The sequence below is a fragment of the Bradyrhizobium sp. 61 genome (genome assembly GCF_023073075.1).
Classification (GTDB): domain Bacteria; phylum Pseudomonadota; class Alphaproteobacteria; order Rhizobiales; family Xanthobacteraceae; genus Bradyrhizobium; species Bradyrhizobium barranii.
Genome location: NZ_JADPIU010000072.1, coordinates 42,223 through 55,350, shown reverse-complemented (window position 1 = coordinate 55,350; position 13,128 = coordinate 42,223). Strand labels below are relative to the sequence as shown.

The following is a 13,128-nucleotide window of genomic DNA, read 5'->3' as shown; positions in this document are numbered from 1 at the left end:
TTTTGCCGCCGTTTCCGCATGATAGTGCTTCGCGCGAGGGATGGCCGGTTCCGGCATCTTCCACGGCAGAATCCGATGCGCCTTCGACTGACCGCCCTGTTCCTGATGCTGCTGATGTCGGCCGCGCACGCCGCGCCGGCGCCGCAGCAGGTCGACATTCCCCTGTCGTCCGGAATCCTGCATGGGCAGCTCTACAAGCCCGAAGGCGAGGGGCCGTTTCCGACCGTGATCGCGCTGCACGGCTGCGGCGGCCTCGGCAATCATTCAGAATCGGTGCTGCCGCGCTATCGCGACTGGGCGCTACAATTGCTGAAGGCCGGCAATGCCGTGCTGCTGCCCGACAGCTACGGTTCGCGCGAGCTCGGGCCGCAATGCCGCGTCAAGGAGATGCACATCAAGGCGCGGCGCGAGCGCGTCGCCGACATCGCGGCCTCGCGCGCCTGGCTGATGAAGCAGAGTTGGGTCGCGCGCGACCGCGTCAGCCTGATCGGCTGGGCCAACGGTGCCAGCGCGCTGCTCTGGGCCGTGCGTCCGCAGAGCGCCGCGCGCGAAGCCGGGTCGGACTTTCGCGCGGCGATCGCGTTCTATCCGGATTGCCGGATCTCCGCCGGCCTCGGCTGGAGCGCGCGGGTGCCGACCCTGGTGCTGATCGGCGCCAATGACGACGTCTCGTCGCCGCCGGCCTGCCGCCAGATGGTCGACGGCGCGCGCGGCCGCAGCGCGCTCACGCGCATCGTGGTCTATCCCGGCGCCTATCACGATTTCGACCGCGCCAATACGCCGCTGCACGCAGCTGCCGGCACCACCGATGCCGCCGCGCCCGAGCACGGCCATCTCGGCACGGACGCAGAGGCGCGCGAGGAGTCGCAGCGGGAAGTCGCGGAGTGGCTGGCGCGGTGAGAGCCGTCCTGTAGCTTCGTAGCCCGGATGGAGCGCAGCGCAATCCGGGAATCTCGAGACGCGGCACGAACCCCGGATTACGCTGCGCTCCATCCGGGCTACGGATTCGCAAGCGGGGCCGCCCGAGGAACAACGTTAGGCGGACAGCCCCGCATCGACCACCGCCCTGCACGGAGTATGGCCGACCGTGAATCTACGTATCGGGCGTCGCGGCGGTTTCAGCAGGTGACGGCGCCTTAGTTCGACCACGATGTCGATTAAACGCAGTCCTCATGCGCAACCGCTTCGTCCTGTTCTCATCCGCACTGATCGTCTTCACCGTCGCGATCTTCCTGTTCGAAGCCCACGCCGGCGCGCCGATGATCGCGCCGGAACATTGCGGCTTCTGGACCACGATCGACGCGGGATTGTCCTGCCGGTAGGCGGGGTGCGCTCGCAATGACGAGGTTGTGGCGACACGCGTCCCCCACACTCGCTGTCATCGCCCGGCTTGACCGGGCGATCCAGTACTCCGAGACGTCAGTGATTCACCGAGACGCCGCGGCGTACTGGATTCCCCGCTTTCGCGGGGAATGACCCCGAGAGTGGAGCGCTATCCTCGCGCTCAGAACAACGTGCCCTGATCCACCGGCTTGCCCGCGCGCTTCGGCGCGGGTTTTGCGTCTTGTGCGGCCGGCTTTGCTTGCGCCGGCGCACGCTTTGCCGTCGGCGCCGGGCGATCCGCATCCGCCGTCGCGCCGACACGGCCGTCCGCAAACTCGATCTCGACGCGTGCGCCGGGACCAATCGCGTCCGCCGCATGCAGGGGATGGCCGGCTTCATCCCGCACCAAGGCAAAACCGCGCGCGAGCACGCCGCGATACGACAAGGCCGAGAGCAGCTTGCCGCTGTTCTCGATGCGGGCATCCAGCCGCTGCAACAGCGTGACAAGCGCGCGGTTGGCGCGCTCGGCCAGACGATGCGTGCGCTCGCGCTGGCGGGCAATTGCGTTGCGCTGCGCCTGCGCATTCGAAAGTTTCGAGGCGCGCAAGCGCACCTCCAGCCCGGCGAAACGGTCGCGCCGTTGCCGCAGCAGCGAGCGCGCGGACAGGCCGAGCCGCTCGCCGCACACGGTGAGGCGGTGATCGGCCTGCGAAATCTGCCCGTGCAGCACCCGCAGCGTCAGCTTTGCGCTCGCCGCGGTAAACCGGCGGAAATGCGCGTGCGTGTTGGCCTTGAGCCCGCGGGGTAGCGACGCGCCCGCTGAATCCAGCCGTTGCCGCGGGATCGCGAGCAGATCGCCTGCCGCGGGCAGGGCGCGCGCGGCGGCGCGCAGCTCGCTTCGGCGGCTCTCATGGGCACGCTGCCAATAGGCGCGGGTGCGCCGCGCGAGATCGGCGACCTCGACGAACAGATCGCTGCGCACCGGCACCGCCATCTCGGCCGCTGCCGTCGGCGTCGGCGCGCGCTTGTCGGCGACGAAGTCGATCAGCGTGATGTCGGTCTCGTGCCCGACCGCCGAGATCAGCGGGATCATGCTCTCGGCCGCAGCCCGCACCACGATCTCTTCGTTGAATGACCACAGGTCCTCCAGCGAGCCGCCGCCGCGCGCGACGATCAGGACGTCGGGCCGCGGAATCTTGCCGCCCTCGGGCAGCGCGTTGAAGCCGCGGATCGCGGCCGCGACCTGCTCGGCCGAGCCTTCACCCTGCACCTTGACCGGCCACACCAGCACGTGGCGGGGAAAGCGGTCCTCCAGCCGATGCAGGATGTCACGGATGACGGCGCCGGTCGGCGATGTCACCACGCCGATCACCTCCGGCAGCCAGGGCAGCAACTGCTTGCGCGCCTCGTCGAACAGGCCCTCGGCGGCGAGCTTCTTCTTGCGCTCCTCCATCAGCGCCATCAGCGCGCCGATGCCGGCCGGCTCCAGCGCCTCGATCACGATCTGGTACTTGGAGGAGCCCGGATAGGTCGTGAGCTTGCCGGTGGCGATGACCTCGAGCCCTTCCTGGGGCTTGAAGCGCATCCGCCCGTGCACGCCCTTCCAGATCACCGCCTCGATCTTGGCGCTCTCGTCCTTGAGCGCGAAATAGCAGTGGCCGGAGGAGTGGGCGCCGCGGAAACCGGAAATCTCGCCACGGACCCGGACATGGCCAAAGGCGTCCTCGACGGTCCGCTTCAGGGACTGCGAGAGCTCGGAGACGGTGAATTCGGGGGCGTTGAGCAGTGGTTCCGCAGGCGGCATCGGCAAACGATTCGGCATTTTGGGGTCAGACCCGACGTTAAGGATTTTCGCCGCGCGGCGCCAATCCTGGGATTGAAATGGAGAGTACTCTGTGATATAGAGTTATCTATAAACGATCAGTTCGAGGGAGTTTGCGATGGCGATGCGGTTGCTGCGGGGTTCTCTAAGCCTGTTGAAATGGGGCCTGTGCGCGGTTGGCGCAGTTGCGCTGCTGCTCACCGCCCTGATCGCGACGCCGCTGGAGCGGCCTGCCGAGATGCGCTCGGTCTCGGACTCCGCCAAGGGGATCGACTGGTCCACCCTCCCGCCGCTGGAGCGGTTCCAGGCCCGCGACGGTACCTGGCTTGGCTTCCGGCACTACGCGCCGAAGGGGACGGCCACCGACCGCGGCGCCATCTTCATCCATGGATCGTCCGGTTCCTCCGGCACCGTGAACCATGCCCTGACGGCGGCATTCGCCGCGCACGGCGTCGAGACCTGGGCACTCGATACGCGCGGCCACGGCGCCTCCGGCACGCGCGGTGATATCGGCTATGTCGGCCAGCTCGAGGACGATCTGGTCGACTTCGTCGCCCATGTCCGCAAGAGCGCGCCCGATTTGCCACTGACCTTGATCGGTCATTCCGCCGGCGCCGGCTTCTCGCTGCGTGTTGCCGCGACGCCGATCATGCAGGACCTGTTCGTCCGCACTGTCCTGATCGCGCCCTATCTCGGCTACGACGCGCCGACCAACAAACCGCACGCCGGCGGTTGGGCCAATGCTGACCTGCCGCGCTACTTCGGGCTGGCGGCGCTGCGCAAGCTCGGCATCGAATGCTGTGCGCAGCTTCCGGTGCTCGCCTTCGCCGTGCCGGCGAATTCGGCCAAGTACCTCACCTCCACCTATTCCGACCGCCTGATGCGCAACTTTGCGACACGCGGCTACCGGCTCGATCTGCCCGGGGTGACACACCCGATGACGATTTTCGGCGGCGCCGACGATGAGATGATGATCTCGGACAAATATGCCGAGACCGTGCAGGCGGTGAAGCCGTCGGTCGACGTCAAGATGATCGACGGCGTCAATCACATGGGCCTGGTCACCAATCCGAAGGCGGTCAATGCGATCGCTGAGGACGTGGCAACGCGCGGGGCAGGGCAGTCATGATCGACAGCAAGGAGGCGTCTGCAGCGCTGGCCGACATCGACGACATCGTCCAGCGCGTGAAGCAATCGCAGCTCTACGAGCTCGCAAGCCTCGCAGCGGTCTGGTGGGGAGTCCTGGTGTTCGCAGGCAATCTCGTGACCTGGCTCTGGCCGGTCTACGCGGTCCACGCCTGGGTTGCCGTGGACATTCTGGGCGTCGGCGGTCTGGTCGGAATCCGGTTGCTCAATCCATCGCCCCGTCCGCATGGTGCCGCCTTCGATGTCAGGCTCGTTCTGGTCTTCGTGCTGTTCTTCGCTTTCGGCTATCTCTGCACCAACGTCGTTGGCCATTTCGGTCCACGCCAGCTCGGCGCGTTCTGGCCGCTCTACTTCATGCTGTTCTATACGCTCGCAGGTCTCTGGTTCGGCTATGCCTTCGTCGCGATCGGTCTCGGCATCGCTGCGCTGACGCTGATCGGTTTCTTCTACATCGGCGAGGCGTTCCCGCTCTGGATGGCGTTCGTCAATGGCGGCGGTCTGATCCTCGGCGGGCTCTGGATGCGGCGGATCTAGCGCATGGCCGAGCTCGACGACATCATCCACCAGCCGCTGCGGCTGAAGATCATGGCGGCGCTCAACGCGCTGCCGGTCTCCACCGGCCTGGAGTTCTCGCGATTGAAAAAGCTGACCGGCGCCACCGACGGCAATCTCGGCGCACACATCGAGACGCTGGCGAAGGCGGGCTACGTCTCGGTCGACAAGGCCTTTGTCGGCAAGAAACCGCAGACCACAGTCACCGCCACCGCCGCCGGCCGCGGCGCCTTCGCGCGGCATGTGGCGACGTTGCAGGAGATCATTGCGGGGAAGCAGGTTTAGCGGCGATTGTCGTTCTCGGGCGTTCCCCTCTCTCCGACGTCATTCCGGGGCGCGCCCCCTTGGGCGCGAGCCCGGAATCCATACTCACGATGGTGGTTATGGATTCCGGGCTCGCGGCTTCGCCACGCCCCGGAATGACGGGGAGTGTGGGCGTTTCCCCTTGAGACCCGTCGCGATTCGTGCGACCTCCGGCCCCAGCAAACCCCTTATTCTGAGCCTTCGATGCACATTCTCCTGCTCGGTTCCGGCGGCCGCGAACATGCCCTGGCGTGGAAAATCGCAGCCTCCCCCCTGGTGACCAAATTCTGGTGCGCGCCCGGCAATGCCGGCATCGCGCGGGAGGCGGAATGTGTGGCGCTCGATGTCGCCGACCATGCCGCCGTGATCGACTTCTGCAAGACGAATGCGGTCGAGCTCGTGGTGGTCGGCCCGGAGACGCCGCTGGCCGCCGGCATCGTCGACGATCTCACCGCCGCCGGCATCAAGGCGTTCGGGCCGAGCGGGGTGGCGGCGCAGCTCGAAAGCTCCAAGGGGTTCACCAAGGCGCTCTGCACCGAATTCGGCATTCCGACCGGCGCCTACAAGCGCTTCACCAACGCCAATGATGCGCGTGCCTACGTCCAGAGCCAGGGTGCGCCGATCGTGGTCAAGGCCGACGGCCTTGCCGCCGGCAAGGGCGTCGTGGTCGCCAAGACCGTGCGCGAGGCCGAGGACGCCATCGCCATGATGTTCGAGGGCGCCTTTGGCGACGCCGGCGCCGAGGTCGTGATCGAGGAATTTCTGCCGGGCCGCGAGATCAGCTTCTTCGCGCTGTGCGACGGCGAGACCGCCATTCCGCTGGCTTCCGCGCAGGACCACAAGCGGGTGTTCGACCACGACGTCGGCCCGAACACCGGCGGCATGGGCGCCTATTCGCCGACGCCTTTGGTCACGCCCGCGATCCACGACGCGATTATGGCAAAGATCATTCTGCCGACGGTCGCCGGCATGAAGCAGCGCGGCACGCCGTTCCGCGGCATCCTTTACGCCGGGATTATGCTGACGACGCAGGGCCCAAAACTGTTCGAGTTCAACGTTCGCTTCGGCGATCCCGAGTGTCAGGTGCTGATGCTGCGGATGATATCCGACATCGTGCCGGCGTTCCTCGCCTCCTGTGACGGGGAGCTTAAGCACTTCGACCTGCGCTGGCATCCGGACTCCGCGCTCACCGTGGTGATGGCGGCGAAGGGCTATCCCGGCGACTATCAGAAGGGCACGCGCATCGAAGGGCTCGATGACGCCGCAGAGGTCGAGACCGCCGAAATCTTCCATGCGGGCACGGTTGAGAAGGACGGCGCGATCCTCGCCAATGGCGGCCGCGTGCTCAACGTGTGCGCGCTCGGCAAGACCGTGACCGAGGCGCAGGCGCGTGCCTATCAGGCCGTCGACCGCATCAACTGGCCGGAAGGCTTCTGCCGCCGCGACATCGGCTGGCAGGCGGTGGAAGCCGAGAAGGCCCGGGGCTGACAGGCTTTTTTCCGGAATACGCGCATGGTGGCATCAAGATTGCCGCGCGCCTCCGCCCCGCCACATCGACATTCCAAAATTGCGCAATCGCCTGTTGGGCTTAGCAACCCTCACAGGTGACCATCGTGCTACTGTGCATGGGGTTGTTTTCGACATTTTTGTTCGAGGCAGCCCTGACCAGACAGGACTGACCAGATAAGGATGCAGAAGATGTCCGATCTCGCCGACCTCTACCCCGGCTTCGCCTCCGAATGGATCAACACCTCCTTGGGCCGCATCTTCGCCCGCGTCGGCGGCAAGGGGCCGCCGCTGCTGCTGCTGCACGGCTTCTCAGAGACCAACGTGATGTGGCACCGCGTGGCGCCGCAGCTCGCCGACAAGTTCACGCTGATCATCGCCGATCTGCCGGGCTATGGCTGGTCCGACATGCCCGAGAGCGATGCGCAGCACATCCCCTACAGCAAGCGCGCGATGGCCAAGGCCATGGTCGAGGCGATGGAGCAACTCGGCCACGTCCACTTCGCGCTCGCCGGCCACGACCGCGGCGGCCGGGTGTCGTATCGGCTCGCGCTCGACCATCCCGGCCGGCTGTCGAAGCTCGCCGTGCTCGATATCCTGCCGACCTATAATTACTGGGAGCGGATGAACCGCGCCTACGCGCTGAAGATCTATCACTGGACTTTCCTCGCCCAGCCCGCACCGCTGCCGGAGACGCTGATCTCGGGCAATGGCGAGTTCTTCCTGCGCTTCAAGATGGCGAGCCAGACCAAGTCGAAGACGCTGGACGCCATCGACGCGCGCGCACTGGAACATTACATCGCCCCGTTCCGCGATCCCGCCCGCGTGCATGCGATGTGCGAGGACTACCGCGCCGGCGCCTATTTCGATTACGACCTCGACAAGGCCGATTTCGAAGCCGGCAAGAAGATCACGGTTCCCATGCTGGCCTTGTGGGGTGGCGCAGATATCGCCCAGGCCGCCGCCACGCCGCTCGATACGTGGAAGCAATGGGCGACCAACGTCGACGGCATGCCGGTGGACTCCGGCCATTTCCTCACCGAGGAGAATCCGGACGTCACCGCAAAGGCGCTGCGCGAGTTCTTCGCAGGCTGAACTAAGCTGTCGCGACACACACAACTGTCATCGCCCGGCTTGACCGGGCGATCCAGTACCCCGAGACGGTGGTGGTTGATCGACAGGCCGCGGCGTACTGGATGCCCCGCCTTCGCGGGCATGACGGCGGAATATGTGAATCTACCGCCGCTCCCGAAAGAAGTCCCTGAGCAGCCGCGCCGCCTCGCTCTCGCCGACCCCGGAATAGACATCCGGCGCATGATGGCAGGTGGGGGAAGCGAAGAACCGCACGCCGGACTCGACCGCGCCGCCCTTGGGATCGGCGGCGCCGTAATAGAGTCGCCTGACCCTTGCAAAGGAGATCGCGCCCGCACACATGGTGCAGGGCTCCAGCGTCACGTAGAGGTCGCAGTCGACCAGGCGCTCGCTGCCGATCTTTTTGGCGGCCTCGCGCAGCGCAATGATCTCGGCATGGGCGGTCGGGTCGTAATCGGTCAGCGTCCGGTTCGCCGCGGTGGCGATGACCTCGTAATTGCGGACCACGACGCATCCGATCGGAACTTCGCCCGCCTTTCCGGCATTTTCGGCCGTTTTGAGCGCCAAATCCATGAAAGAGGGGGCTTTCAAGCCTCGTATCATCGCCAGAAACCTGCTAGTAGCTCCGCCTTCAGCAAGAGTGAATACCGGATTTGCCTGAGCATGCGGCTCGAAACGAGCGCGCACAATGCTTTCTGGCCACCCCCTAAGTGAGTTTATTCATGCCTCGCGACAGCGACAAAGACAACGATTCCCGCGGCCGGCGTGATCGAGGCCCGGGCAGGGGTGGCCCGCCCAAGGGCCGGTCCGGCAAGCCGCGTGGCCCTGAGAAGAAATTCGCCAAGCGCGGCCCTGAGGGCAGGAGCGACGCCCGCCCGCCCCGTGGCGACCGCGACAGCCGTCCGCCTCGCGCCGACCGCGGGGATCGTCCGTTCCGCCGCCGCGAGGAGGGCGATGCCCCGCGCCGCGATTTCAGCGACCGTCCGAAATTCAAGCGCGACGACCGTGGTGGTGAGGAGCGCAGCTTCAAGCCGCGCGGCGACCGCCCGTTCTCCGATCGCGGCGCGCGCGATGGCGAGAAGCGGCCGTTCAAGCCGCGCGGTGATCGCCCGTCCTATGGCCGAGACGACCGTCCGCCGCGCAGCCGGGATCGCGACGATTCCCGTCCCGCCGGCCGGTTCGGTGACAAGAAGTTCGGCGACAAGCGGCCCTACGCGCCGCGTGGCGACCGCCCGGAACGCAAGTTCGACGGCGAGCGGAAGTTTTCGCGCGGCGCACCGGATCGCGAGCGCGACCGTGGGGATCGCAGCGATCGCCCGCGTGACTTCGGTGACCGCCCGCGCGATCGTGGCGAGCGCAGCGATTCAAAGCCGTGGCAGAAGCGCGACGCGGGTCCGCGTGGCGATCGTCCGCCGCGTAAGGACTTCAGCAAGGGTCCGCGCAAGGATTTCGGCGGCCGTGACCGCAGCGAAGACAAGCCCTGGCAGAAGCGCGACGATCGGCAGGGTGGCGGCGATGACCGTCCGCGTTTCTCGCGCTCGCGCGACGATCGCGCGTCCGGCGATCGTCCGTTCCGCGAGCGGCCCAAGTTCGATCGACCCAAGTTCGATCGGCCCAAGTTCGATCGCCCGCGCGACGACCGTCCCAAATTCGATCGGCCCCGTCGCGATGGCGATGGCGACCGCGGCGGTGACCGTCCCAAATTCAATCGTCCGCGCGAGCGCTCCGAGGGCCGCTCCGACTGGCACGAGCATCCGCGAAGCGAAGGCCGCTTCGGCGACCGTCCGCGCCGTGAAAACGAGGATGAGAGCAGGATCTTCGAGAAGCGCCCCGCCTTCGGTGGCCGCGGCGCCTATCGTGACCGTGATCGGGATTTCGAGGGCCGTCCGCGCCGTGACGAAGCACCGAAGCCGAAGAAGGCCGGCGAGCGTATCGCAAAAGTGCTGTCGCGTGCGGGCCTCGCCTCGCGCCGCGACGCCGAGGAGATGGTCACGCAGGGGCGCGTCGCCGTCAACGGTCGCGTCATCAATTCGCCCGCGCTCGACGTCACCTCGAACGACGTCGTCACTGTCGACGGCAAGCCGTTGCCGGAGCGCGAGCGTACGCGGCTGTTCCTCTACCACAAGCCGCGCGGGCTGATGACGACGCATGACGACCCCGAGGGCCGTCCGACCGTGTTCGACAATCTGCCCGAAGGCCTGCCGCGGCTGATCTCGATCGGCCGCCTCGACTTCAACACCGAAGGCCTGCTCCTGCTCACCAACGACGGCGGGCTCGCGCGTACGCTCGAGCTGCCGGACACCGGCTGGCTGCGCCGCTACCGCGTCCGCGCCCATGGCGACGTCACCCAGGCGCAGCTCGACGAATTGAAAAACGGCATCGAGGTCGAGGGCGTCAAATACGGTCCGATCGAGGCGACGCTGGAGCGCGACCAGGGTGCCAATGTCTGGCTGGTGTTCGCGATCCGCGAGGGCAAGAACCGCGAGGTGCGCAACGTCTGCGCCCATCTCGGGCTCGAGGTGAACCGGCTGATCCGCGTGTCCTACGGACCGTTCCAGCTCGGCGAGGTTCCCGAAGGCCAGGTCGAGGAGATCAAGTCGCGCGTGCTGCGTGATCAGCTCGGCGACAAGGTGATCGAGAAGTCGGGCGCGCAGTTCGACGTGCCGAAGAAATCTTCTTCACCCGACGGCGAAGCGCCGCGCGAGAAGAAGCCTGCCAGCAAGCGTGACGTGATCAACGATCGCAAGGGTCGCCGCGTGCTGGTACAGCGCACCGGCAGCGAGGAAGCGCGCGAGCGCAACGAGTCCGAGGCCAACGGCTACGGCCCGCCGCGCCGCCCCAAGCGCGGCTATCACGGCAAGCGCGACCTGACGCCGCGGGAGGACTGATTGCGCGTCGTCGGCGGTCGTTTGAAGGGGCGCAATCTCGCCTCACCGTCCTCGCGCGACATCCGCCCCACGGCGGACCGGCTGCGCGAGTCCGTGTTCAACATCCTCGTGCACGCCTATGACGATCCGATCGAGGACGCGCGCGTGCTCGATCTCTTCGCCGGAACCGGCGCGCTCGGCATCGAGGCGTCCTCGCGCGGCGCAAAGTTCACACTGTTCGTCGACAACGGCGCCGAGGCCCGCGCGCTGCTGCGTAACAACGTCGAGACGCTCGGCCTTGGCGGCGTGACCAAGGTCTATCGCCGCGACGCGACCGATCTCGGGCCTGCGCACCCCGTCGAGCCGTTCTCACTTGTGTTTCTCGATCCGCCCTATGGCCAAGGATTTGCGGAGAAGGCGCTCGCGAGCTTGCGCGACGGCGGCTGGCTCACGCCGGGTGCGCTGCTCGTGGTGGAAGAGGCGAAGGCCGCGGAGTTCGTGACGCCGGAAGGTTTCGAGGAATTGGAGCGGCGGGCGTATGACGACACGGAGTTCGTGTTTTTGAAGACGCCGTAGTCTCGCTGCCGTAGGGTGGGCAAAGCGTAGCGTGCCCACCACTTCTATCGCGATCATGAAGAGATGGTGGGCACGGCGCGTTGCGCCTTTGCCCACCCTACGAAGATCATCTCCGCCCGAACAGCTTCTCCACATCGCTCAGCTTCAGCTCGACATAAGTCGGGCGGCCGTGATTGCACTGGCCGGAGTTCGGGGTGTCCTCCATCTCGCGGAGCAGGGCGTTCATCTCCTCGGGCCTGAGCCTTCGGCCGGCGCGCACCGAGCCGTGACAGGCCATGGTGGCGGCGACGTGCATCAGGCGGCGCTCCAGCGGCAGCGCCTCGTCCCATTCGGCCATGTGCTCGGAGAGATCGCGCAGCAGCCCGCCTGCATTGGTCTTGCCGAGCAGCGACGGCGTCTCGCGCACCGCGACCGCGCCGGGGCCGAAGGACTCGATGGCGAGGCCAAACGATGCGAGCTCTTCGCTGCGCTCCAGCAGGCGCTCCACCGTGGCCTCGTCCATCTCGACGATTTCGGGGATCAGGAGGATCTGCCGTTGCACGCCGTTGGCGGCGAGCGAGGCCTTCAGCCGCTCATAGACGATGCGCTCATGCGCGGCGTGCTGGTCGACGATGATCAGGCCGTCGCGGGTCTGCGAGACGATGTAGGTCTCGTGGATCTGCGTGCGCGCAGCACCAAGCGGGCGGTCGACGAGGTCGCTGACGGGCTGGGTCTCGATCCGCACGTCCGCACTGGGCGCGCCGACATCGAATGCCGCCTGTGCGCGCTCGGCGAAGACGGGCGCAGCCAATCCGTCGAACGACGGCATCGGCGCGACCGGGGCGGATGGCGAGGCGCGCCAGTCCCAGCTCGCCGGCCGCGGCGTAAACGCCGGCCGGAACGAGGACAACGCGCTCTCGCCACTGTTGGCGGCCGTGCGCCGGCCCTCGCGCGCGAGCGCGTCCTTCAATCCGTGCACGATCAGCGCGCGCACGAGGCCGGCATTGCGGAAGCGCACCTCGGTCTTGGCCGGATGCACGTTGGCATCGACCTCGCGCGGATCGAGCGTAACGAACAACGCCAGCACCGGATGGCGGTCGCGCGGCAGATAGTCGGCATAGGCCCCGCGCACGGCGCCGAGGATCAGCTTGTCGCGCACCGGACGGCCGTTGACGAAGAGATATTGCCCGAGCGCATTCGCCTTGGTCAGCGCCGGCGCCGCGGCATAGCCGGCGACCACGACGCCCTCGCGCTCGGCATGGACCTCGATGGCGTGGCTGCGGAATTCTGCGCCCAGAATGTCGCCGAGCCGCGTCAGCCGTCCGGCGGCGCCGGGCAGCGCGGCGGTCCAGGTCACCGGCGCGCGCTCCTCGCCGGCCAGCGTGAAGGCGACGTCGGGCCGCGCCATGGCAAGGCGCCTGACCACCTCGCGGATCGCCTCCGCCTCGGTGCGATCGGTCTTCAGGAATTTCAGCCGCGCGGGCGTTGCATAGAAGAGGTCGTTGACCTCGACGCGCGTGCCATGCGCTAGCGCCGCCGGCATGATCTCGGACTTATCGCTGCCCTCGACTGACAGCGCCCAGGCATGTGGTTCGCTCGCGTGCCGCGTCGTGATGGAGAGACGCGCGACGGAGCCGATCGAGGGCAGCGCCTCGCCGCGGAACCCGAGCGTGCGGATCTGGAGCAAATCCTCGTCGTCGAGCTTGGAGGTGGCATGGCGTTCGACCGCGAGCGCGAGGTCCTTCGCGGTCATGCCGCCGCCGTCGTCGGTGATCCCGATCCGCCGCCGCCCGCCGCCATCGGTGAAGACGTCGATCCGGCTCGCGCCGGCATCGATGGCGTTCTCGACCAGTTCCTTGACCACGCTTGCCGGACGTTCGACCACCTCGCCGGCGGCGATGCGGTTGACGATTTGCTCTGGCAGCTGGCGGACGGGCATGGGGCTTTCGATCTGGATTCGCT

At 67.1% G+C, this 13,128-nt stretch carries 12 protein-coding genes; 9 read left to right on the top strand and 3 right to left on the bottom strand.

From position 1 onward, the window contains the following. The first annotated feature begins 75 nt into the window (after nt 1–75). Complete coding sequence (locus IVB46_RS27590; protein WP_247343864.1) at nt 76–900, top strand: dienelactone hydrolase family protein; 825 nt, start codon at nt 76–78, stop codon at nt 898–900. A 272-nt stretch (nt 901–1,172) separates the two neighbouring features. Beyond that, entirely contained in the window at nt 1,173–1,322 is a 150-nt protein-coding gene (locus tag IVB46_RS27585) for a hypothetical protein (RefSeq protein ID WP_008130160.1), read from the top strand. A gap of 182 nt (nt 1,323–1,504) precedes the next feature. On the opposite strand, the gene xseA is transcribed toward IVB46_RS27585, so the two are convergent. Next, nucleotides 1,505–3,127 carry an exodeoxyribonuclease VII large subunit gene (xseA, locus tag IVB46_RS27580; RefSeq protein WP_247315890.1) on the bottom strand — a complete coding sequence of 541 codons (1,623 nt, stop codon included), beginning with the start codon at nt 3,125–3,127 and terminating at the stop codon, nt 1,505–1,507. Between the two features lie 136 nt (nt 3,128–3,263). Between xseA and IVB46_RS27575 the strand changes: the two genes are divergently transcribed. From IVB46_RS27575 to IVB46_RS27555, 5 genes are all read left to right on the top strand, one after another. After that, nucleotides 3,264–4,274 (top strand): alpha/beta fold hydrolase, encoded by a 1,011-nt coding sequence (locus IVB46_RS27575; protein ID WP_247315515.1) that lies wholly within the window; start codon nt 3,264–3,266, stop codon nt 4,272–4,274. After that, nucleotides 4,271–4,825 (top strand): hypothetical protein, encoded by a 555-nt coding sequence (locus IVB46_RS27570; protein ID WP_208084493.1) that lies wholly within the window; start codon nt 4,271–4,273, stop codon nt 4,823–4,825. The genes IVB46_RS27575 and IVB46_RS27570 overlap by 4 nt, the downstream gene beginning before the upstream one ends. 3 nt (nt 4,826–4,828) lie before the next feature. Beyond that, entirely contained in the window at nt 4,829–5,128 is a 300-nt protein-coding gene (locus IVB46_RS27565; protein ID WP_208084494.1) for a transcriptional regulator, read from the top strand. A gap of 222 nt (nt 5,129–5,350) precedes the next feature. Then, a complete protein-coding gene (gene purD / locus IVB46_RS27560) occupies nt 5,351–6,634 on the top strand; it encodes a phosphoribosylamine--glycine ligase (RefSeq protein WP_247315514.1) in 1,284 nt (427 codons plus the stop codon). 210 nt (nt 6,635–6,844) lie between these two features. After that, complete coding sequence (locus tag IVB46_RS27555) at nt 6,845–7,747, top strand: alpha/beta hydrolase (RefSeq protein WP_247343861.1); 903 nt, start codon at nt 6,845–6,847, stop codon at nt 7,745–7,747. A 141-nt stretch (nt 7,748–7,888) separates the two neighbouring features. Here the strand turns inward: IVB46_RS27555 and IVB46_RS27550 are convergent, their stop codons facing one another. Beyond that, entirely contained in the window at nt 7,889–8,347 is a 459-nt protein-coding gene (locus IVB46_RS27550) for a nucleoside deaminase (protein ID WP_038945284.1), read from the bottom strand. 119 nt (nt 8,348–8,466) lie between these two features. Between IVB46_RS27550 and IVB46_RS27545 the strand changes: the two genes are divergently transcribed. Both IVB46_RS27545 and rsmD read left to right on the top strand, forming a co-directional pair. Next, nucleotides 8,467–10,632, top strand: coding sequence for a pseudouridine synthase (locus IVB46_RS27545; RefSeq protein ID WP_247315510.1), 2,166 nt, complete (start codon nt 8,467–8,469; stop codon nt 10,630–10,632). Continuing rightward, nucleotides 10,633–11,187, top strand: coding sequence for a 16S rRNA (guanine(966)-N(2))-methyltransferase RsmD (gene rsmD / locus IVB46_RS27540; RefSeq protein WP_247315508.1), 555 nt, complete (start codon nt 10,633–10,635; stop codon nt 11,185–11,187). A 106-nt stretch (nt 11,188–11,293) separates the two neighbouring features. Here rsmD and mutL read toward each other — a convergent pair whose 3' ends face one another. After that, nucleotides 11,294–13,105 (bottom strand): DNA mismatch repair endonuclease MutL, encoded by a 1,812-nt coding sequence (mutL, locus tag IVB46_RS27535; RefSeq protein ID WP_247315506.1) that lies wholly within the window; start codon nt 13,103–13,105, stop codon nt 11,294–11,296. Nucleotides 13,106–13,128 lie beyond the last annotated feature (23 nt).